This is a genomic window from Rhodococcus sp. SB1D (assembly GCF_048573875.1).
Classification (GTDB): domain Bacteria; phylum Actinomycetota; class Actinomycetes; order Mycobacteriales; family Mycobacteriaceae; genus Rhodococcus_F; species Rhodococcus_F qingshengii.
Genome location: NZ_JBMAIQ010000020.1, coordinates 35217 through 57214 on the forward strand (window position 1 = coordinate 35217; position 21998 = coordinate 57214).

The window sequence follows — 21998 nt, forward strand, 5'->3', positions numbered from 1 at the left end:
GTGATCACGCCATCTGGTGAGCGTCGCCGGCTCGTGGACGGCCGATGAACGATGTCTCGGAAGCGATGGTCACCAGAGTCAGGTCGACGCGTGTACGGCCGGTTTCGACCGTGATCTTGTCACCGAGTGCGAATGGCTGGACTATCGAGATTTCAGGGTCGATCCGAGGCCATTGGCGTGGATGTCCGTACACATAGATTGCGGTCACGCCGGCACGCGGAGATAACCCCTCGACGCCGTCGAATACGACAGTGTTGAAGGCGCCCTCAGGCCCACCGCCCTGCCCGGACACGCGGAGTCGGTCAGGCACTCCCATCGAGTCGGTGAGCGCGGTCCACGCTTGCGGTCGATCGGTGTGGACGAGTACCAGTGCGCCGGTCGCGATGGCTCGAAAGATCAACTGCTGAGCCAGATAGAGTTCGCCGGCGACAAGAACGGTGTTGACGCCCGGCCCCGAAATTCTGGCCGCGACACCGTGCCCGTTTCGGTCCGAGCCGATGAGTTGGCCGCACCCGGCAAGGGGTAGAGCGAGTGAGTCGAGTGTGCCCCCGTCCATGCGAACGCCCGGCGTGATGCCGTCCAGCGCGGCCAATGCGGTTGGCAAGTTGGTCAGCAATCCGTCGCGCTGGCGCCCACGTAGCGAGACCAAACCGGCCAGCGGTGCGTTCTCAGGTGGATTGCGCGTGGTGAAGCGACATGTCGCACTGACCTTCGCCTCTCCGCGTTGTCCGGTGGGTCGTAACCGAATTGTCACGGACGTCCCGACCGTTGCCACTGCCCACACTCGGGTCAGGGTCGCAGTGGTGATGAAACGGGGTTCGATCCCAAATCCGACGTTGGACACGCCAGGCAAGGGGGTACTTCGCCACGTTTCGGTGACCTCGTGGCCGGCCACTCCTCTTGTCACCTGGGCAGTGGACGACGCGATCTCCGGTGCGGTCAGGATCCGCGCCTTGCACCCCGCTGAATCGAGCACCCGGATGACACGATTGGCGGCAACAGCTATCGCGCGGCCGGCGCCCTGTTCGCCCCCGCCCCGGCGTTCGACTGCTGCACCACCCTCCAGCGCGTCGAAACGTAGTGCAAGCCAAACACTTCTGGTGGCGGTGGCTGGTAGTGGTCCGATGAGACGTTCGTAGACTTCGGTGGCAGGCGTTCCCGACGCGGCGCGGTATCCGTGACTGACGATGTCGATGCCAGTGAGTGAGATGTCGTGCTGATGGAGACAATTGGCGAGGGCTGCCGTGGGCAGAAGGTGGGAAGCGTCGAACGAATGACGGCCGATCCTGGTCAGGTAGTCGCGTGGGGGAGCGATCTCGACGACAGCGACGAGCGAAGATCCGTCCACTCGGAGCCCGATGGACTGCTCGGAGGGAGTGTGAAAACTGACGATCGTGCTGCGGTCGACGTCCTTGCGGTGCAGATAGCGAAAGTACCTGACAATCCAGGACATTACCGACCAACCGCCCACATGAAGCAGCATTGATCCGGCAACCACACAACCGATTGCCAGCGCCCAGAACCAATCGAGCCCACTGGCCATCGCGATTCCGCCCGCACCGATTCCGAAAATCTGTGCCGGCACGAACTCGCGCGTCGAAATCCTGTGTGACGACGGCCAATGCTTCAACCGCGATCGGTCCACGGTTCCTCCCCGATACCTGACCTGCGAACTACCCGAAAATTTCCGCCCCAGCGGAACTGTACTGTGTCTTCGCAAGGGGATGTAAGGCACGGGGGGAATGATGGCTGCGACACCTACCACGCGCTGGCAGGTCAACGGGTACCGATTCTTGGTCAGGCGGATGGAACATGCGCTGGTCAGACGAGACGTGCGGATGCTTCACGATCCGATGCGATCACAGTCGCGCGCGTTCACCGTCGGAATAGTCCTCGCTGCACTGGGATTGGCGGGTTGCGCTGTACTCGCTCTGTTTCGGCCACAGGACAGAATCGGCGATGCAGAGATCGTCGTTGCAAAGGAATCGGGCGCGATGTTCGTCGCCATGGAGGGTACGTTTCGCCCTGTGCTGAACTTGGCCTCCGCACGACTGATTCTGGGTTCGCCAGGAAAACCGGCAATAGTCAAGGCATCCGAGGTCGAGGCGAAACCCCGGGGCGCGCTCGTCGGCATTCCCGGCGCACCGTCCGCGCTGCCGGAATCGGCCGACCCTACCAACGCCGCGTGGACGGTGTGCGATTCCGTCGGATCCGACGGGAGAAAATCGTTGACGACTTCGGTCCTGGTCGGCTCGTCCAACGTCGGCGAAAACACGACATATCTGACGAATGACCGTGCATTCCTGGTGAAGTCGGGTTCCGATCACTTTCTCGTGTACGACGGGAAGCGAGCGGAAATCGATGTGGACGATCCGGCGATCATGCGGGCTTTGGGCCTGGAAGGAGCACAGGCGCGACCGATCAGTATCGGATTCCTCAATTCGATTCCCGAAGTTCCGCGCATCGAGGCTCCGCGAATCCGCCAACTGGGATCGGCGCCCCGGTTTCCTCTGCAGAACAAGACTGTCGGCTCCGTCGTCCAGGTTTCGGTGGGTGCGGACCCGCAGTACTACGTGGTACTCGAGAACGGGATCCAGAGGATCGGTGCGGCGCTCGCCCAACTGATCTACTTCTCGGATTCGCAGGGCGCCACCGGGATCGCGAGCGTCACCCCTGATGCCATCAGTCGTATTCCCTCGGTGAGTGAGCTGGCCGTCGACTTGTTGCCGCGGGTGGTTCCGGAGATCGTCGATGATCACGGCGCACCTGTCGGCTGTCTGGAATGGGCTCCCTCACCTGCAGTCGAGGGCGCCGAAAGTAGTTCTGCAACGCTGAAACTTGTCGCTGGATTGCAGGTTCCGATCCCGGAGGGTGGCAAGTTGGTGTCCTTGGCGCAGGCGGACGGATCGGGTGACAATCTCGACAACGTCCATGTCGAACAGGGATTCGGCGGATTTGTTCAAGCGACCGGAATCGAGACGAACAGCACCAGGCGCGACGGAGTGTTCTACGTAGCCGATACCGGTGTGAAGTACGGCGTACCGGACGAAATCTCCGCTCGCGCGCTCGGATTGACGCGAACGCCTGATCGCGCGCCTTGGCAGATGCTCGACCTACTTGCATCAGGTCCCGCGCTCGAGAAGAGCAATGCACTGATAGCTCACGACGGAATCGCCCCCGATACAGCGCCGGCCGCTCCGGTGAACTGAACCCTGCTGACGGTTCAGGGATCGATGTTCTGGCGTTCGGGAAGATGCCGACGAATTACTCGACGAAGAGGCATCGATGCCAACAGCGTCAGTAGGGCGAGGGTGCCGACCGTTCCGGCTCCGACGAGTGCCGTGTCGCGAGATCGGTTGTCGGGGGTCGGCGGCGTGGGTAGGGGATCGATCGACACCGACTGATGGTTGACCTTGACGCGTTCTCCTGGGGCCAATTCGCCCGTCACTGCCGCAAGTGGATCGATGACGCCGTGACCGACGTAGGGATTCCAACCCTGCGCCGGAGCGTGGGTGGTGGCTTCGATACGTTGCATGACCTGAGGCGCAGTCAGTTCCGGGTGAACCGACCGGACCAGTGCGGCGGTTGCCGCGACAAAGGGCGCAGCGAAACTGGTCCCGTTGAACGACTGTACGGCGCCGTCGGAGCCGTACACCCCGTTGGTCAGACCGGGCGACGTCGGGTGAAGTGAGGTGATTCCGGTGCCGGGCGCCGCCACGTCGACCCATGGACCGCCGAGGCTGAAGGAACTGGCGGCGCCATTGGGGTCTACCGACCCCACTGTGAGGACATAGTCGTCGTACCAAGCCGGACTGGCAATCGTCACAACCGAGTTCCATGGATCGGCTAGGGGATTGAGGGGATCCGGCGGCGGATTCTGGTTCTTGCAACCTCCGGATCCGACGTTCCCTGCAGCTGCGACGACTACGACGTTCTTCGCGATCGTGGCGTATTCGATTGCAGCGCCGAGTCGTTGGTCGCTGATCCCGTCCCCGGCAGGCTTGCAGGCGACTTCGGAGATGTTGATGACGCTTGCACCCATGTCCGCAGCGTGACGGACGGCCGATGCCATGGTGTCGACGTTTCCGTACCCGGATGAGTTCTCGGCTACAGCAGGGTCTTCGCGTTGGCCGGCCACCGAGAAGGCGGCACTGGACTGCCTGATCGAAATTATCTGTGCGTCAGGCGCAGCTCCGGAGAATCCGGAACCCTCGACTTGCTGGGCGGCGATGAGACCGGCCACGACTGTTCCATGTGCGTCACAATCGTCGGTGCCGTCGGAGGTACCGACGTAATCACCGCCGCCGTCGAGCGACGGCAGCCGGGGATGTTTGCTGACACCGGTGTCGATGACAGCAATTCGCTGTCCTGCCCCTCTGGTGATCGGCCACACAGAATCAAATCCCAGATCTCGTTGAGAACGTGGAATGTCCGCACCGTCACCACCTGCCACGGCGGGGACGCACAGGGTTCGTTGTTCGGTGGGTTGTGGAGGTGCAGGCGGACCGTCCTCGGGCAGCATTGCAGGATCGATGGGGGAGGGAACCGCGCTCGATGCGCCACCTGCCCCGGCGAGAACGCTGAAGGCAACGATCACGAGACTGGCGCAGATGTTTGTTGCACGTCGAATCACCATCGATCACCGATCGCTCAGAGGCCACGCATGAGCGCGAAGAGGCCACTGACCCAGCAGATCAGCGGAACGATTGCTGCAATCGCAGCGAGGTCCAACAGCTCGGCAGCGCGTCGCATCACGGGGCTGAATGTGTTCTGGGGGGCAAGGATTCCCAGAACCAGTGCCAGGAGGAGAACGGTCATCGTGATGGCGAAGACGACCAATGCATGGTCGCGATGGGTCCATGCCATGTCGCCCAGGAGAACGAGAATCACCGAGATGCCTGCCGCGATGAGTGGCACAGCCTGCTGTGCGCCCGCGTAGGTGCGCCCGCGAAACATCAGCACGACGGCCGTCGCGAATGCGAGAGCAAGATTCGGCCAGACGATCCCCTGACCAGGCCAGGACCACGCGAGTGCGACGGCAGCGACGAGCGCGACCACTGACGTGGCCACGATCAGCCCAGTCAGATAGCTACGCGCCCGCCCTGCCCTTTCCGCCAACTCGGTCAGCCCGGGTAATTCGGGTTCGGGCAGTCCGTCGCGGTCGTCGTCGAGGGGATTACTCGGCGTCGGAACAGGGGGAAGCGGTAGTCGCGCGAACAACATCGACAGTCGAGCGGTGAACGTGAGAACGATCAATGCGGCGGCAATCACCGCGCCGCTGACGGTCGCGGTGCGCGCCTCGGGAAGCGTGGTAGTGACGGCAAAGGTGCCCACCGCCGCGAGAAGGACGACGAGAAGTGCTGTGAAGACAGCTAATCCGGTGCCGCACAAGCGGAAGCAGATCAGAGTTACCGCAGCGGCAGATGCCGAACCGAGAAGCAGATGAGCCGAAAGAACAGTGCCGGGCACGCAGAGTGCGCCGGAGACGAACGCCAGTGGCACCGAAGCGCATCCGAGCGTGACGGAACTTCCAGAGTCTCCGTACACCCGCGCTGCCACGACGGCGGCGACGGTGAGCACCAAAGACGTCACTCCGCCGCAGACGGCGCCGATCAGTCCCGTGTCGCCGAGGACCAGGGCGAGGGCCGCGACGAGCGCAGCGACGAGGGCGGCGGTCGAGCCGACAATGCGCGCGGTGACCGGAGTCCAGCGTCGGTAGACGTCCGCATCCGTGGCCGCGACGGTGTACATGATGTCGTCGAAGAGTGGGGGCGGGGCAGCGGTGTCCGAGGCCTCGAGTACGAGCAATTCTCCATCGCGGATTCCGTGCTCGTGCAGCGACAGCGTCGGTGCCAGCGGTGCCCTGCCGACTTTCGACAGAGTCCAGTCGACGGGCTCGAATTGTTCGGTGGTGTGGTCGAACTCGTTGAAATTGCTGTGGTTGACAATTGTGTCCACAATGCCCGGAATGACCACGGTGAGTGGAACACGAAGCGGCACCGCAAGATCCACCTGCGAATGGGCTGAAAGTACCGTCAACCTGCACAGTTCGGCAGAATGACTCGCGCCTCGTCCGTTTCCGGTGTTCGCAGCGCTGGTTGTAGTGGTGCTGGTCAAGATCTGTCCCCTCCCATGACGCGATTCCCCCTTCGCGTCACCCCAGTTCACCCGAACAATACGACATGAACTGCGCGCCTGTATCGGAGACAGCGCCGACAACAGGTGGCACCGACCCGAGTGTCGGTGTTGTGATCTACTCTCTTGCAATTGCGCGAGTACGCCTTGGGGGGCCGGCGGTAGTCGGACGAGGCGTCTGGCGGCAACAGCTGCAGCACCGATGGGGGTGGGTGAATTGAGCACTGTCAGATTTGCGCGTCGAGCACGCCGTGAATCGCCGCGCACACCGGGCGGCGAGGTGACGCTTCAGCCCCCACCGGAGATACCTCGCGTCACGCCGGGAAACCTACTGACCAAACTACTTCCGGTGATCATGGTGGTTGCCATGATCGGCATGGTGGCGCTGATGTTCTCTTCCGGCATGGCGCGCAATCCGATGTCCCTGCTGTTTCCGGTCATGATGATGGTGTCGATGCTCGGAATGCTCGCCGGGGGCGGTCGTAGCGGTGGAGCAAGAGCGTCCGAAGCGAACGAGGACCGCAAGGACTACCTCCGGTACCTGGATCAGATGCGTAGTGATGTTGCTGCGACGACTGGTGCGCAGCGTGCTGCTCTCGAGTGGAGCAATCCCGAGCCGTCGCTGCTCTGGACACTGGCCGGGACTGTGCGGATGTGGGAGCGTCAGATCACCGACTCGGACTACTGCCACGTTCGGGTAGGTCTGGGTACACAGCGATTGGCCACCAGACTCGTGTCTCCGGAGACCGGGCCGGTCGAGGATCTCGAACCCGTCGCTGCTGTCTCACTTCGGCGATTCGTCCGTGCACATTCGGTTGTGCAGGACCTGCCGACCGCCGTCTCGCTTCGCGGATTTGCTGCGATGTCCATCGAGGGGCAGAGAGATTCCGCTCGTGCGCTTGTCCGCTCGATGTTGATGCAGCTGTGCACATTCCACGGTCCGGACACGCTCCAAGTTGCGGTGGTGTGTGGTCCCGATACCGAATCCGAGTGGGAGTGGGTCAAGTGGCTCCCACACGTGCAACACCCGCAGTCTCAGGACGGCACCGGCACTGCACGCATGGTGTTCGGTTCGTATTTCGAATTCGAAAGTTCCCTCGGGGAACCGCTTTCGATGCGTGCTCGATTCGCTCGCAACACTCCAGCCAGTGCGGGCGTTCCGCATCTCGTGCTGGTCGTGGACGGTGGCTTACTCGAAGGTGACACCGGCCTGTTGTCCGAATCCGGGCTCGACTCGGTGACAGTCCTCGACCTGTGCGGGTTCTGCCCGCGGCTGGTGGCGACGCGTGGGTTGCGACTGGTCGTCGGTAGCGATCAGATCGGCGCGGTGAGCAGCGCAGGAGTTGAGAACTTTGCGAGGCCCGACGCTGCGACGACGAGCCTGGCGCAGGCGTTCGGGCGTCGCATCGCACCGTTCCGTGCGGCATCGCAGAATGCCGTCGACGCAGCTGACGACGACCGATCCCTTCGGACGTGGAGCCAGATGTTGGGGATAGGAAACGTTGCGAGGTTCAATCCTGAGCATGGCTGGCTTCCACGTCAGGGGCGCGACCGACTCCGCGTGCCGATCGGTGTCGGACAAGACGGAAACCCCGTCGAACTGGATCTGAAGGAGTCGGCCGAGAACGGTATGGGTCCGCACGGGCTGTGTATCGGAGCCACCGGTTCTGGCAAGTCGGAGTTCCTGCGAACCTTGGTGCTCGGCCTGATCGCGACCCACTCTCCCAACGCACTGAACCTCGTCCTGATCGACTTCAAAGGTGGTGCAACCTTTCTCGGCCTCGAGGAGGCGCCGCATGTTGCTGCGATCATCACCAACCTTGCCGAGGAATTGGCGATGGTCGATCGTATGAAGGACGCGCTCGCCGGCGAAATGAATCGTCGACAAGAACTGTTGCGTGCGGCAGGAAACTTCGCAAACGTGTCCGATTACGAGAGGGCGAGGCTGGCCGGCGCTGCACTCGATCCGTTACCGGCACTCTTCGTGGTCGTCGACGAGTTTTCCGAACTGCTCAGTCAACAGCCGGAATTTGCCGAATTGTTCGTGGCCATCGGGCGATTGGGCAGGTCACTTCACATTCACCTGCTGCTGGCCAGTCAGCGACTCGACGAAGGAAAGCTTCGGGGTCTCGACAGCCATCTTTCGTATCGCGTCGGGTTGAAAACGTTCTCGGCGAACGAGTCTCGTTCCGTCCTCGGCGTTCCCGATGCTTATCACCTTCCGGGTACACCCGGTGCGGGATACCTGAAGTCCGATTCTGCTGAGATCGTTCGCTTCCAAGGTGCTTACGTGTCAGGCCCGTACGAGGGCGAGCGGATCGTGCCCACTCGATTCTCGGTCGATTCCCCCGTCGAACTGGCGCCGCTGCCGTTTACCGCGAAGCCCGTGACCGGACCAGAGGCCGTTGTCGTTCCCGTCGAGCCCGACGTCGTCGACATGGGTGAAATCGGTGACGATGCACGTACTCTCATGGGAGTCCTCGTAGACCGCATGCGCGGTCACGGTCCACGTGCGCATGAAGTGTGGCTCCCGCCGCTCGAGTCATCTCCGACGCTTGACCAGTTGTTGCCGCGGTGGGCGACCGGTGATCAACCTCGCGGAAATCTGAGCGCACCCTTCGGCATAGTCGACAGGCCGTTCGATCAGCGCCGCGATCTACTCGTCGCCGATCTCAACGGATCGACTGGCAACCTCGCGATTGTCGGCGGCCCGCAGTCGGGAAAGTCGACGGCGTTGCGCACGTTGATCTTGTCTCTGAGCATGACGCACACGCCGGAACAGATTCAGTTCTACTGCCTCGACTTCGGCGGTGGAACGCTCCTCGGACTGAAAGATCTGCCGCACGTCGGATCGGTGGCAAACCGCTTGGATTCCGACCGCGTCCGGCGCACAGTTGCCGAGGTACTCGGTGTGGTCGCCAAACGGGAGCGACTGTTTCGTGACCTCGGCATCGAATCGATGGCCGATTTCCGTAGATTGCGAACAGCTGATCCCGCCGGGGAAGGTGAGGCTGCGGGACTCCGAGAGGACCCGTACGGTGACGTCTTCCTCGTCGTCGACGGTTGGCCAAGCGTTCGTTCGGATTTCGAATCACTCGAGCCCCAGATCAACATGCTCGCCGGTCAAGGTTTGTCCTTCGGTGTACACGTGATCGTCACGACGTCGAGGTGGGCCGAGATCCGGCCGGCACTCAAGGATCAACTGGGTACTCGCATCGAACTTCGATTGGGTGATCCGGGAGATTCGGATGCGGGTCGCCGGAAAGCAGGCCTGGTGCCGGAAGGTCGACCGGGTCGTGGCATCACTCGCGACGGACTCCACCTTCTCACCGGACTACCTCGAATCGACGGCCTACCGGGTAGTGAGAACTCGAGTACGGCTGTGGTGGCGACGGTCGAACGTATTGCAGCCATGTCGAATTCGCGTCCGGCACCCGCCGTGCGGATGCTCCCGGATTTCTACTCGCCGGCGGAACTTCTCGAAGCTGTCGGGACCCGGTGGCCCTCAACGAGCGCGGCCGACGGTCGGTGCCTCACGGTGCCGATCGGGCTCGGTGAGACCGACCTCGCCCCGGTGTACATGGACTTCCGGGAACACCCGCACCTGTTGATATTCGGCGACACCGCGTGTGGGAAGACATCTCTCTTGCGTGGAATAGCCGAAGGGATCATCGCGTCGAACACACCGGCCCAGGCCAAGCTGATCATCGGTGACTATCGGCATTCCCTGCTGGGCGTGGTCGAAGGGAATCACCTCGGCGGGTACTCGGCGTCGTCGACGACCTTCGGTGAATTGATGGTCGACTTGGCTCGGATCGTCGCTGCCAGAATGCCGAACGCCGAAACAACGCAGCAGCAATTGCGGGAACGGTCGTGGTGGAGTGGGCCGGAGATTTACGTACTGATCGACGACTACGACCTTGTGGCCACACCGAGTGGAAATCCGGTGGCGCCGTTGCTCGAATACATTCCGCACTCCAAGGACATCGGTTTGCACCTGGTTATTGCCCGCCGTTCCGGTGGTGCGGCCAGAGCACTGTACGAGCCGGTCATTGCGAGAATTCGCGACATGGCGCCGGCCGGATTGATCATGAGCGGAAGCCGTGACGAGGGAAATCTCGTCGGCACTGTCCGCGCGTCGGCGATGCCGGAAGGCCGTGGGGTCTACGTTTCCCGCTCGCAAACCCAACTTGTCCAAGTTCCGTGGATACCACCGCTGTGACCGCTCCGTCCGCAGTGTCGGTCTCGTTACATTGGGGTGCATCGAATATCTGGGTCGTGTCGGGTCAACGCGAATTCTGTTGCAGTGCAGACCTCAGACGCGAACCGGCGTCGGGCCCCGGTGCGGCCGGTGAGAATGCGATCGATTACATCGACGACGATTATGTCGACGTGGATGGTCGGGTTGTCCCGACAGTCTTGGAGGTGGCCAGGCTGATCTCCAGTGCGATGGACGGGTGCGGAATCGTCGACGCAGACATTCTTCATCTCAGTCATCCCTCGGATTGGGGTGCCCCACGCAGGCGGCGATTGCTCGATGCAGCACGTCGAGTGGCGTACGACGTCGTACTCGTTCCGACGTCGATCGCGGCGGCGAGGTCGGCTCATACGGCTTGGCGATCGCGGTGTGTCGTCCTCGAACTGCGAGGCGGAACGGTGGTCGCTTCTGTTGTCGCTGAGGTCGACGGTGAACTCCAAATCGACGGAACACAAAGTTCGGAGATCGCAGACGTTGCGGGGTTGTTTTCCGCAATCGGGGATCTATCGGTTCGGGACGCTGTGGTGTTGGTCGGGCCGAGCTCTCATGCTGTTGCGGCTTCGCTCGAACGGGGGTCGACGAATGTTCACGGCCACGCGAGCATCCGAATTCTGGACGAGAGCCGGGTGGCTGCGTCTCTGGTGGATCCTCAGACGCTCGTTCGCCAGACAACCGCGCGGGACAGTTCGGGACGAATCGTCGACAATTCGGCTTTTGGCGCCGGGTGGGTAGGCGATACGGATGGCGCGAAGTCGATTCCTTCCTTGGACTCGAATGCCTCTTCGCCGCGTCGCGTCGGCGGGCGGCGCGGAGGCCGTCGATGGTTCGCGGCGGCGCTTGCGGTGGTCGCCGTCGCCGGTGCGGTCACAGCAACGGTCGTGGTGTCCACTCGCGATCGAGGCGATTCTCGGTTGGCGGGGTCGGTCGCAGCCACGGCGGAAGTCGAAGTCGAGATCGTGGAGGCGTCGAAGGATCAGGAAACGCCTGCGCCGAAGACTTCGATCTCGTCGATCGAGTCCGGTGCCACGCCGGAACTCACGCGTGTGGACGTGGGAAGCGTTGCGGCAGAGGTACCTTCCGATTGGAAGCTTCTGTCGCGAGGGACCTCGAGCGGGCGTACCGATTTGGTACCCGGTTCCGGCGCGGATCGCAAGATCGTGGTCATCGAGAAACGTCTTGCGGAAGGTGTGGGATTCGATTCCGTCGAAGCCGTTTTGCGTCAGCAGTTTTCGACGTTCGAGGACCCATTGCGGTTCGCAGAGTTTTCTGTGCTCGACGATGCCGCAGGAAAACAGGCAGTGGTGTACGTCGAGTTTCCGGACGATTTCTCCGAGGTGCGTTGGCACGTGTACGTCGACAACGGACGGCAAGTGAGTATCGGCTGCCAGTATCTGATCGGTGAGTGGGGCAGTCTCGAAGCGGACTGCCTGCGGATGTGGCAGTCGGTCGAATTCACACCGTGACCGGATCGGTCGGTTCTGAAAATATTCTTCGGTCGGGCCGGAACCGTTGGTACGGAGGTCGCGTCAAAGTATGTGTAGCGCACATCAGGGAGTTCCGCTCGACCCCGGTGCACATCCGACGGACAAAGCCCGTTGTGTGTGATCGCCGATACCGAACGGTACTCACCGAATCCAGGGGGGCGACATGGGCTTTACCGCAACTACCGCTGAATTGATCGATTCGGCGGGGACCATCGACGGACATCTCGGTGACATCAGGGGGCTGGTCAACGCTGTTCGGTCGGAGGCCGACGCTTCGCACAATTCGTGGAACGGTGCGGCGCAGGTCGAATACGCAGGAATCATGGAGCGATACAACAGCGCGGCCCTGAAGTTGGACACAGCTCTGACCGACATCTGCGAGCAGATCAAACAGGCCGCGGGAACCTTCGACTCGACCGAAGACGACAACGTCAGCTCGCTTCGCGGCGCGACGGTGAACATGTCCTGACCGCCAGCACTTCATCGTCCGATCAAGCAATCCTCAGCCAGTAGTTCTCACAAGTTAGTTCTCACAAGTTCTCTCCAGTCACACCGAACCGGGAGCAGTTATGTCCGACAGGATCAAGTACGACTTCGGCGGCCTCGCAATGCTGTCCGATCAGATGAAACAGCAGGCCAAAGCGATCAACGACAAACAGGGCGACATCAAGGTTGTCGTGGACAAGCTGCAAGCAGGCTGGGAAGGGGCAGGTTCCGAAGCGTGGAACGACGCACAGCGTCGCTGGGCCCAGGCTTCCGAAGAACTGAACATGGTTCTCGCGCAGATCGCCGGAGCGACGGCGAGCGGCTCGGAGAAGATGCAGGAAGCTGATCGGATCGCCGCAAACGGGTTCGGTCGCTGACAACATCCCATGCCGTGATGACACCCCGCCTGCCCCGGTACCGTCAGGTTGCCGGGGCAGGCGCATGTCGATCGCTCGCATCGCTGTGCTGGACGATGATGCTGTTGGCAGGAATGGCTGCGCTTTGACCTGGCAGCGGGTAGACCGGTATCGTCTATCGGTGGCGTGCCGTAGGGCTCCGGCAGAAATGCGTGGAGACCGGCGGTTCTCGGGTCTCAACTGGCCGCCGAGGATCGTTTACGCGATACGCACATGGTCAGCAGTGGAATGAATTAAGACGAGGAAGATCTGTGTCTACGTACACCCCGAAGGCCGGAGATGTGACCCACACGTGGCACGTCATCGACGCCACTGACGTGGTGCTCGGCCGTCTTGCCGTTCAGGCAGCGAACTTGCTGCGTGGCAAGCACAAGCCCACCTACGCGCCGCACATCGACGGTGGTGACTTCGTTGTCATCATCAACGCAGAGAAGGTTGCCATCAGCGGCAACAAGCTGCAGGGCAAGAACGTTTACCACCACTCCGGATTCCCGGGTGGCCTGAAGTCCCGCACTGTCGGTGAGGTCCTCGACAGGACTCCCGATCGTCTCGTCGAGAAGGCCATTGTCGGCATGCTCCCCAAGACGAAGCTCGGCCGCGCAATGAGCAGCAAGCTCAAGGTTTACGCGGGCCCGAATCACCCCCACACCGCGCAGCAGCCGGTGCCGTTCGAGATCAAGCAGGTCGCACAGTGACATCGCCGGAAGAGCAGAACGTGTCCGAAGAGAACATCGAAGCAGTGGAAGAGCTTGTCTCTGACGCAGTCGAGGTCGTCGAAGAGGTTGCTGCAGCTACGCTCGCACCGATCGTCCTCGATCGCCCGGTCCAGACCGTCGGTCGCCGCAAGGAGGCTGTCGTTCGCGTCCGGATGGCTCCCGGTACCGGTCAGTTCAAGCTCAACGGTCGTACGTTGGAGGACTACTTCCCCAACAAGGTTCACCAGCAGCTGATCAAGGCTCCGCTGGTGCTCGTCGAGCGTCCCGAGTCTTTCGACATCATTGCACTGCTGCACGGTGGCGGCCCGTCCGGTCAGGCAGGCGCACTGCGTCTGGCTATCGCGCGCGCACTCATCGAGGTAACCCCTGATGATCGTCCGGCCCTCAAGCGTGCAGGCTTCCTGACGCGTGACGCCCGCGCGGTCGAGCGTAAGAAGTACGGCCTGAAGAAGGCCCGTAAGGCATCGCAGTACTCGAAGCGCTGATGCTTTGCCGAGGTTGACCCGACGGGTCTGCTTCGGCACCTGTTCACCACAAGAGCGGGCGTCCATCGTTACCGGACGCTCGCTCTTGTGTTTCTCGGAGAAATTCCCTTCTCGAGTTCCCTTCTCGAGGTTCACAGGATTCAGGAGTCGTTCTATGGGTCGGTTGTTCGGTACTGACGGTGTTCGTGGACTTGCCAATTCGGATCTGACTGCAGATCTTGCATTGAGATTGGCAGTTGCCGCGGCGAGCGTACTGACAGCCGACACCTCGGACGCACGTCCGACCGCCGTGATCGGCCGCGATCCTCGCGCCAGCGGTGAGATGCTTCAAGCCGCGGTGACCGCAGGATTGAGTTCCGCGGGTGTCGACGTGCTCGACGTGGGTATTCTTCCGACTCCGGCAGTTGCATACTTGACGGCAAAGCTCGACGCCAGTCTCGGTGTCATGATCTCTGCATCGCATAATCCCATGCCGGACAACGGAATCAAGATTTTCGCAGCCGGTGGACACAAGCTGGATGATGCTGTCGAGGTGGCGATCGAGGATGCACTCGACGGCACTGCGCCGCCCGTCCTACCGACAGGTGCCGGGATCGGCCGCGTCCGTACGGTCGACGACGCCGCTCAGCTGTACCTTGCGCATCTGGCGAGCGCGGCGAGCGAGCCACTCGCCGGACTCACCGTTGTGGTCGACTGCGCCAACGGCGCTGCTTCCGCGCTCGCACCGGTTGCCTACGCGGCAGCTGGCGCTCGCGTCATCGCGATCAGCGCCGATCCCGACGGCCTCAACATCAACGACGGCTGCGGATCGACGCACCTGGAGAATCTTCAGAAAGCCGTAGTCGATCACGGGGCGGACCTAGGCCTCGCGCACGACGGCGACGCCGACCGTTGCCTGGCCGTCGACGAGACCGGAGCGGTGGTCGACGGTGACGCGATCATGGCAGTTCTGGCGATCGCGATGAACGACGCCGGCGAGTTGGTCGAGAACACTCTCGTCGCGACTGTCATGAGCAATCTCGGTTTGCACATCGCGATGCGCGAGGCCGGTATCAACATCGTGACTGCTGCCGTAGGTGACCGCTACGTCTTGGAGGAACTGCGCGCGGGCGGATACAGCCTCGGCGGCGAGCAGTCAGGCCATGTCGTGTTGCCGGCGTTCGGCACCACGGGCGATGGGATTCTCACCGGCCTCCGGCTGCTCGGACGCATGGCTCGCACGGGTAAGTCGGCATCCGCACTGGCCGCAACGATGACAACCCTCCCGCAGGTTCTGATCAACGTGAAGGTCGGGGACAAGGCGACAGTCGCAGCATCGCCGTCGGTACTCGCAGCAGTCGCGGGCGCAGAGCGCGTCCTCGGTGACGGTGGTCGCGTGCTCCTGCGCCCGTCCGGGACCGAGCAACTGGTCCGCGTCATGGTCGAGGCCACCGAACTTCCGCTCGCGCAGAAGCTGGCCGACGAGTTGGCCGAGATCGTCGGTTCGGTTTAGCCCCTCATTACGGCATTCGCGTTTTGAGGGAACGTAATTGCGCCCTGCTGCGTCCAAGGAGTCAAAGGCCGCTCGACGTGCGAGTGGTTCCGCTGAAACTTGGGGGCGCTCGTGGATGTCGACCGCGCTGGAACAGATGAATTGGCACGCCAAGCGGTGTCGGTGGCCCAGGCTCTGCGCGATTCTGCGGACCCGATCAGGCGTCTGCGATTCAGCGGTGCCGTTTCGGGCCGTGATTACGCCGAGCATGGAGCCGCGTTGGCGTCGGCATTGGCGGTCCTGAATTCTCGCTTGACTGGCCGTGCCGATCTTCTCGATACGTTGGCGCCTCGGCTTTCCTCTTCGGCTGAGGTGATCGCTGAGGTGGACGGTCAGGGTGCGCAGCGATTGCGAGACTCCAGCGGGTCGGTCTCATGAGACCGACGGGCGGTACCGCACAGGCAGTACCAAACAGCTACTATTGCGTCGAAGATATTCTTGCACTGCGTGATTCACGCGTGCGTCCTGACGAAATCCTGGATGCTGGTGCGAGGGGATTGCAGTTCTTCGATCGATTTCACGACCTGGCCTCTCGGTTGGGCTTCGAAGAACGGATGCTTACGTCCTACGAGGATGCGTATCGCGCAGAGGCTGGTATCGATTTCGAGGCACTAATGCGAGATGCGTCGGACATGGCCGCAGCGGTGGACGGTTCGGTCGCCGAGATCGCGATGCTGACGACCCTGGCGGAGAATCTTCCTGCAGTGTGGAATGTTTCCGGCGTGGGTGCGGTCGTAGATCAGGCCTTCGCGGCGCGGTGTGAAGCTCGGTCCGATGCGGATTCGGCGCCACTGTTGATCACGCTGGCCGACGAGTTCGCGCGGACGGTTCGAACGGCTTTGGCAGACAAGGCTTTCAAGGTGGCAAGCCTCGACCGGGCGACGATCGGCGGTCTGGGTGCGGGGGAGATCGACCAGCTGACTCACGTCGCTTCCACCGGTCGTGGTGCGGCGCCATGGCTGGACACGGTTTTTCGTTCGGCGTATCTCGATACTCGCGATGAATTCGACAGGGCGTGTGCGGAGTGCGCGAGCGCGGTTGGTCATGCTTTTGACGCCGCGACCCAGTGGGTGACAGACGCGTTCACGTCAACCTTTCCGATCGCCGAGCCGAGTGCATCCGGTGTCGCCGCCGCTCCTGTCTCTTTCTCGATCGGCGGCAACACTTGGGGCTTCACGATTGCGTCCGACGGTCGTGGGGTGAGTCTGGATGTTGCAGGTGCTGACGGGAACTCTGTGTCGGCCACCCTGGAGTTGAGCGAAAATGGTTGGCCGAGAATAGTGCTCGATGCCGATCCGGAGATGTCGCCGCACGAGGCGCGCCCGCAAGAAGCGTCCCAGCCTGCGACACTCCAGCCCGAAACTCCCGACCCTGAGATTCGCGAGCACGAGGTGCCGGTCGAAACCACCGCCGAAGTCTCGCCCGTGCCGGACCCGGAGCCGCCTGTCACAGTCCCTGACGGGTCGATCGTGGTCCCCGACGGAGAGACGGGCGCTGAGTTGGCCGGAGCTGGTCCGCTGTGAAGTCCGTTCACGCGCCGTTCGAAGCGATCCGTCGAACCCTCGATTCTCAACTCGACGACTTCCGTGAGCGCAGAGTGGCCGCAGCGAGCGCGGAATCGCACCAGGAGCCGCCGTCCGAAACGACATCCGCCGAGAATGACACGGATGGGCCGGTCAGGTCCGGCCCGTATCTGCGATCCGCGTCAGAGCCGACGCCGACGCCGCCGTGCTCGCCGCCGGAGTCGGTGGCGAGTACGGACTCCTACTTACGCAACAGCTGGCTGGCCCGCGCGTCGGAGTGAGGTTCGACCGGCAGCAACGGCGCCGTGTGCGGAATCTCGACGTCAGGATCAGCAAAATCCTTGTACTTCTTGTCGCCGGTCAGATGGAACAACAGGAAGCCCGTGAGCAGGCACCGTGTGGCGGCCTGTGTCTTGCGCTCGGATCCACCGAGGCCCAGGGCGCCGAGGAGTCGGCGGCCTTCGATCAGTCCGGCGTCTTGGGCGTCATTCACGGTACGTGCGATGACAGGACCGCCCCACTCCACGCTCAGCGGCCGGGCATTGCTGGTCAAAGAATCGACGTCGTCTTCGCCGGCGAGGATCAATCCGGGCGCTGTGATCTTCGACGCGTAGTTCTCCGCCTTGGGTGCTGTCGGGGCCGGGAACAGTGCGGCTACCGCACCGACATCCCCGCGCTGCGCTGCGGCCAGTACCGCAGCGCCCGCGCCCATGCCGTGACCGGCAAAGGCGACCCGATCGGGTTGGACGCTGATCTGTCCGGGGCCGAGTCGCACGCCGACGCAGATGTCGAGCGTCGCTCGAAGATCTGCAGCCAATCCGAGATGTGACGGGACCGGACCGCGTTCGCTGTCGGGCGCCGCTGCGACAATTCCCCAGGAAGCGAGGTGCTGGAGTGTCTGCTCGTACTTGTGGGACCCGACCATCCACCCGTGCGCGAAGGCAACGGCGGGGAGATTGAAACCGGTTTCCGGCGTGTACACGACACCCGGCTGTCCGGCCAGGGCGAGGTTGCCGCGGAGAACTCGGTGCGGGCCGCGCTTGGACAGCTCACGGTTCAGTGTCTTCAGTTTCGGTGCCACGGTTGAAGACGTTATCCGATGAGCCGCCTCGTGTATGCGGAGCGGACGCCGCAACCAGGTGCGGGAACCGCAAAATGCGCCCACCGCCGATGTCCAAGTACCCTGAGTCACCATGTGCGGAATCGTGGGATACGTCGGCCACCGCCCAGCTCTGGGCGTTGTGGTGGAGGCTTTGCGACGAATGGAGTATCGCGGGTACGACTCGTCGGGAATCGCGATTCTCGACGGAACCGGTGGGGTCGAGATCGAGCGTAAGGCCGGTAAGTTGGCCAACCTCGAGGCGGAGCTCGGCGAGTACGGTGCGGATCACTTCGTCGGTACGTCCGGTATGGGCCATACCCGTTGGGCGACGCATGGGCGTCCGACGGACCGCAATGCGCACCCGCATCGTGATGCCTCGGGCAAGCTGGCTGTCGTTCACAACGGAATCATCGAGAATTTTGCCCCGCTGCGTGCGGAGCTCGAGGCTGCAGGCGTCGAACTGCAGAGCGACACGGATTCCGAGGTCGCGGTTCACCTCGTAGCCCGGGCGTACGCCCAGGGGCCGACGGCTGGTGATTTCATCGAGAGTGCGCTGTCGGTGGTTCGTCGGTTGGAAGGTGCGTTCACGCTCGTCTTCACGCACGCTGATCATGCGGACACGATTGTCGCCGCGCGCCGCTCGACACCGCTCGTAGTCGGTGTCGGTGAGGGCGAGATGTTCCTCGGCTCCGACGTCGCTGCATTCATCGAGCACACACGCGATGCGGTTGAACTCGGACAGGATCAGGCAGTGGTGATCACTGCCGACAGCTACCGGATCTCCGACTTCGCGGGTAACGAGGCAGAGGGGCGCCCGTTCCGCATCGACTGGGATCTCGCGGCCGCCGAAAAAGGTGGTCACGATTACTTCATGCTCAAGGAGATCGAAGAGCAGCCGACCGCTGTCGCCGACACGCTCCTCGGCCACTTCGAGAACGGGAAGATCGTCCTCGACGAGCAGCGGTTGTCCGATCAGGAACTGCGCGACGTCGACAAGGTGTTCGTTGTCGCTTGCGGTAGCGCTTACCACTCCGGTCTGTTGGCGAAGTACGCGATCGAGCATTGGACGCGTCTACCTGTCGAGGTCGAACTCGCCAGCGAATTCCGTTACCGCGACCCGGTTCTCGATCGCTCGACGCTTGTTGTCGCAATCTCGCAGTCGGGGGAAACGGCCGATACGCTCGAGGCTGTCAAGCACGCCAAGGACCAGAAGGCACGCGTCCTGGCGATCTGCAACACCAACGGTGCACAGATCCCGCGTGAAGCCGACGCAGTTCTCTACACGCGGGCAGGACCGGAAATCGCGGTCGCGTCCACCAAGGCGTTCCTGGCGCAGGTGACCGCGAACTACCTCGTCGGTTTGGCTTTGGCGCAGGCTCGCGGAACCAAGTATCCGGACGAGGTCGCCCGCGAGTACGCCGACCTCGAAGCGATGCCCGCATTGGTCAGCAAGGTGCTCGAGACGGCAGAACCGGTGCGCGCGTTGGCGCGCCAGTTCGCGCACGCGTCGACCGTGCTGTTCCTGGGGCGTCACGTCGGCTACCCGGTGGCGCTCGAGGGTGCGCTCAAGCTCAAGGAGCTTGCGTACATGCACGCCGAGGGCTTTGCCGCCGGTGAGCTCAAGCACGGCCCGATCGCCTTGATCGAGGAGGACCTTCCGGTCATCATCGTCATGCCGTCGCCGCAGGGCCGCGCTGTCCTGCACTCGAAGTTGGTGTCCAACATTCAGGAGATCAAGGCGCGCGGGGCGACGACTATCGTCATCGCTGAGGAAGGCGACACCGTCGCCGCGGCGCACGCGGATCACCTGATCGAGATTCCGGCGTCACCGACTCTGCTGCAGCCGTTGCTGTCCACGGTTCCGTTGCAGATCTTTGCGGCCGAGGTTGCCGCGGCGCGTGGCTATGACGTCGACAAGCCGCGTAACCTGGCGAAATCGGTTACGGTCGAGTAGCTTTCGCTAGAAAATCGGGCCCCGCAGTCGCAAGACTGTGGGGCCCGAGCGCGTTACGGCGTCTCGACGACGACGGTTCCGCGCATCTCGGGATGCGGTGTGCAGGTGTAGTCGTAGGTTCCGGGTTCGGTGAACGTGTAGGTGTAGGTTCCCGATTTCTTGAGCGGACTGCGGAGTTTGCCCTTGGCGTCCCCGAGGCCGTTGACGTCGTGGGCCATTCCGTTGTCGTCGAACACCCACGTGACCGTCTCGCCGACATTCACGGTGATGGACGCGGGGGAGTACGCCATCCCGGAGATGGTCACCACGGGTCCGCTGGCCGTCGTTTCCGGAGCCGGTGGTGTGGAGTCGGTGCCGGAACTGCACCCGACCAGACCGAGAGCGAGCACGAGACCCGCGATTGCCGGGCGAAGACGTGATTTCATGGTTTCGAGGGTAGCGACGGCAACTGAAGGGTTCCGACATGCGTGGGTACTACACAGCCGATCAGGTGCGAGCAGCTGAGGCGCCGCTGCTCGACAAGCTGCCCGACGGGGTGCTGATGCGTCGAGCGGCGTACGGTCTTGCGCGAGTAGTCGCGGACGAATTGCGTTCCCGTACAGGGTCGGTCGCGCATCGGTCGGTGACGCTGCTGGTCGGTACGGGCGACAACGGCGGTGATGCCCTGTGGGCCGGTGCGTTGCTCCGCAAACGAGGTGTGAGCGTGCGGGCCGTGTTGCTCGATCCGGCGCGCGCTCATCGGGCGGGCCTCGATGCTCTCTTGAAGGCCGGCGGCCGAGTCGCCGCCGAAGTCGGGTCGCCGGATCTGGTGATCGACGGCATCGTCGGGATTTCCGGGCACGGCGGTCTACGGCCTGACGCGGCCGATCTCGTCGGCCAGGTGGATGCACCGATCGTGGCGGTCGATCTTCCGAGCGGCGTCGACGCGAACACCGGCGCAGTGGACGGCCCGTCGGTGACCGCTGATGTGACGGTCACATTCGGTGCGCTCAAGCCGGTACACGTACTCGCGGCTCCGCTGTGTGGTCGTGTCGAACTCGTGGACATCGGATTGAGCATCAGCGAACCCGAATTCGGTTCGCTCGATCCGGCGGAGGTCGGTGCGCTGTGGCCGGTGCCCGGTCCGGAGGACGACAAGTATTCGCAGGGTGTGGTGGGCATCGTTGCGGGAAGTGAGCAGTATCCCGGCGCGGGCGTGCTCTGTACCGGTGCCGCGGTGACCGCGACCGCCGGCCTGGTCCGCTACGCCGGGCACGGCGCCACCGAGGTGCTCGCCCGGTTCCCGGAGGTGATTGCGAGTGAGACCTTCCAAGCCGCCGGGCGAGTTCAGGCGTGGGTGGTCGGCCCCGGTATGGGTACCGACGACGACGCCGCGCGACTTCTGGCGTCGGTGCTGGCTACTGATGTACCCGTTGTTGTCGATGCGGACGGACTTACCCTCCTCGCTCAGCGTCCCGAACTTGTCGCAGCCCGGACCGCGCCGACACTGTTGACGCCCCACGCCGGCGAGTTCGCTCGATTCACAACTCTTGGCGACGACAGGATCGCGGCCACGCGTGCTCTTGCCGCACGCCTCGGAGTCACGGTCCTGCTGAAGGGCCATACGACGGTGATCTCGGATCCCGGCGGTGAGGTGCTGGTCAACGACGCCGGCGGCTCCTGGGCATCGACGGCAGGTTCGGGTGACATCCTCTCCGGTGTGATCGGTGCGTTGCTGGCGGCGGGTCTGAGCCCTCTCGAAGCCGGGGCCGTCGGGGCGCGGGCTCACGCGTTGGCTGCGAACATCGCCGCTGCCGGCGGTCAGAGCGATGTCGCCGGAGCACCGATTTCGGCTTCACCCCTGCTGGGAGGTCTGCGGGAATCAGTGCGTGTGCTTCGCTCTTTTGCCCTCGATTGAGGGTGTTCAAA

The 21998-nt window shown here is 63.0% G+C and carries 17 protein-coding genes; 12 read left to right on the forward strand and 5 right to left on the reverse strand.

Annotated elements, in window-relative coordinates:
• Window positions 1-4 precede the first annotated feature (4 nt).
• Window positions 5-1645 carry a type VII secretion protein EccE gene (gene eccE, locus ACN50D_RS29395; RefSeq protein WP_007728584.1) on the reverse strand — a complete coding sequence of 547 codons (1641 nt, stop codon included), beginning with the start codon at window positions 1643-1645 and terminating at the stop codon, window positions 5-7.
• A gap of 97 nt (window positions 1646-1742) precedes the next feature.
• Here eccE and eccB point away from each other — a divergent pair, with 97 nt between their 5' ends.
• Entirely contained in the window at window positions 1743-3209 is a 1467-nt protein-coding gene (eccB, locus tag ACN50D_RS29400; protein WP_080961144.1) for a type VII secretion protein EccB, read from the forward strand.
• A 14-nt stretch (window positions 3210-3223) separates the two neighbouring features.
• On the opposite strand, the gene mycP is transcribed toward eccB, so the two are convergent.
• Together mycP and eccD are read right to left on the reverse strand one after the other, a co-directional pair.
• A complete protein-coding gene (gene mycP / locus ACN50D_RS29405; protein WP_211920499.1) occupies window positions 3224-4636 on the reverse strand; it encodes a type VII secretion-associated serine protease mycosin in 1413 nt (470 codons plus the stop codon).
• Window positions 4637-4650: 14 nt separating this feature from the next.
• On the reverse strand, window positions 4651-6117 hold the full coding sequence (gene eccD, locus ACN50D_RS29410; RefSeq protein ID WP_083057798.1) for a type VII secretion integral membrane protein EccD: 1467 nt from the start codon (window positions 6115-6117) through the stop codon (window positions 4651-4653).
• A 235-nt stretch (window positions 6118-6352) separates the two neighbouring features.
• Here eccD and eccCa point away from each other — a divergent pair, with 235 nt between their 5' ends.
• The 9 genes from eccCa to ACN50D_RS29455 all read left to right on the forward strand — a co-directional run bounded on the left by eccCa (window position 6353) and on the right by ACN50D_RS29455 (window position 17034).
• Window positions 6353-10357, forward strand: coding sequence for a type VII secretion protein EccCa (gene eccCa, locus ACN50D_RS29415; RefSeq protein ID WP_199267514.1), 4005 nt, complete (start codon window positions 6353-6355; stop codon window positions 10355-10357).
• A gap of 56 nt (window positions 10358-10413) precedes the next feature.
• Entirely contained in the window at window positions 10414-11856 is a 1443-nt protein-coding gene (locus tag ACN50D_RS29420) for a type VII secretion-associated protein (RefSeq protein ID WP_256520530.1), read from the forward strand.
• A gap of 184 nt (window positions 11857-12040) precedes the next feature.
• Window positions 12041-12346: a WXG100 family type VII secretion target gene (locus tag ACN50D_RS29425; RefSeq protein ID WP_003940986.1), complete on the forward strand. Its 306-nt coding sequence runs from the start codon at window positions 12041-12043 to the stop codon at window positions 12344-12346.
• Between the two features lie 100 nt (window positions 12347-12446).
• The gene (locus ACN50D_RS29430) at window positions 12447-12740 is read left to right on the forward strand and encodes a WXG100 family type VII secretion target (protein ID WP_003940975.1); all 294 of its coding nucleotides are present in this window, start codon (window positions 12447-12449) and stop codon (window positions 12738-12740) included.
• 290 nt (window positions 12741-13030) lie between these two features.
• The gene (rplM, locus tag ACN50D_RS29435) at window positions 13031-13474 is read left to right on the forward strand and encodes a 50S ribosomal protein L13 (protein ID WP_003940842.1); all 444 of its coding nucleotides are present in this window, start codon (window positions 13031-13033) and stop codon (window positions 13472-13474) included.
• A complete protein-coding gene (gene rpsI, locus ACN50D_RS29440) occupies window positions 13471-13980 on the forward strand; it encodes a 30S ribosomal protein S9 (RefSeq protein WP_007728596.1) in 510 nt (169 codons plus the stop codon). The genes rplM and rpsI overlap by 4 nt, the downstream gene beginning before the upstream one ends.
• 154 nt (window positions 13981-14134) lie before the next feature.
• Window positions 14135-15472, forward strand: coding sequence for a phosphoglucosamine mutase (glmM, locus tag ACN50D_RS29445; protein WP_208689701.1), 1338 nt, complete (start codon window positions 14135-14137; stop codon window positions 15470-15472).
• A 111-nt stretch (window positions 15473-15583) separates the two neighbouring features.
• Window positions 15584-15889: a hypothetical protein gene (locus ACN50D_RS29450; RefSeq protein ID WP_042922483.1), complete on the forward strand. Its 306-nt coding sequence runs from the start codon at window positions 15584-15586 to the stop codon at window positions 15887-15889.
• 80 nt (window positions 15890-15969) lie between these two features.
• Window positions 15970-17034, forward strand: a complete 1065-nt coding sequence (locus ACN50D_RS29455; protein WP_307850405.1) for a hypothetical protein — start codon at window positions 15970-15972, stop codon at window positions 17032-17034.
• Window positions 17035-17275: 241 nt separating this feature from the next.
• Here the strand turns inward: ACN50D_RS29455 and ACN50D_RS29460 are convergent, their stop codons facing one another.
• A complete protein-coding gene (locus tag ACN50D_RS29460; RefSeq protein WP_211920495.1) occupies window positions 17276-18115 on the reverse strand; it encodes a chlorophyllase/cutinase-like alpha/beta fold protein in 840 nt (279 codons plus the stop codon).
• Window positions 18116-18227: 112 nt separating this feature from the next.
• Between ACN50D_RS29460 and glmS the strand changes: the two genes are divergently transcribed.
• The gene (glmS, locus tag ACN50D_RS29465) at window positions 18228-20090 is read left to right on the forward strand and encodes a glutamine--fructose-6-phosphate transaminase (isomerizing) (protein ID WP_003940837.1); all 1863 of its coding nucleotides are present in this window, start codon (window positions 18228-18230) and stop codon (window positions 20088-20090) included.
• Window positions 20091-20143: 53 nt separating this feature from the next.
• Here the strand turns inward: glmS and ACN50D_RS29470 are convergent, their stop codons facing one another.
• The gene (locus ACN50D_RS29470) at window positions 20144-20515 is read right to left on the reverse strand and encodes a plastocyanin/azurin family copper-binding protein (RefSeq protein ID WP_003940908.1); all 372 of its coding nucleotides are present in this window, start codon (window positions 20513-20515) and stop codon (window positions 20144-20146) included.
• Window positions 20516-20553: 38 nt separating this feature from the next.
• Here ACN50D_RS29470 and ACN50D_RS29475 point away from each other — a divergent pair, with 38 nt between their 5' ends.
• Window positions 20554-21987, forward strand: coding sequence for an NAD(P)H-hydrate dehydratase (locus ACN50D_RS29475; RefSeq protein ID WP_073512438.1), 1434 nt, complete (start codon window positions 20554-20556; stop codon window positions 21985-21987).
• Window positions 21988-21998 lie beyond the last annotated feature (11 nt).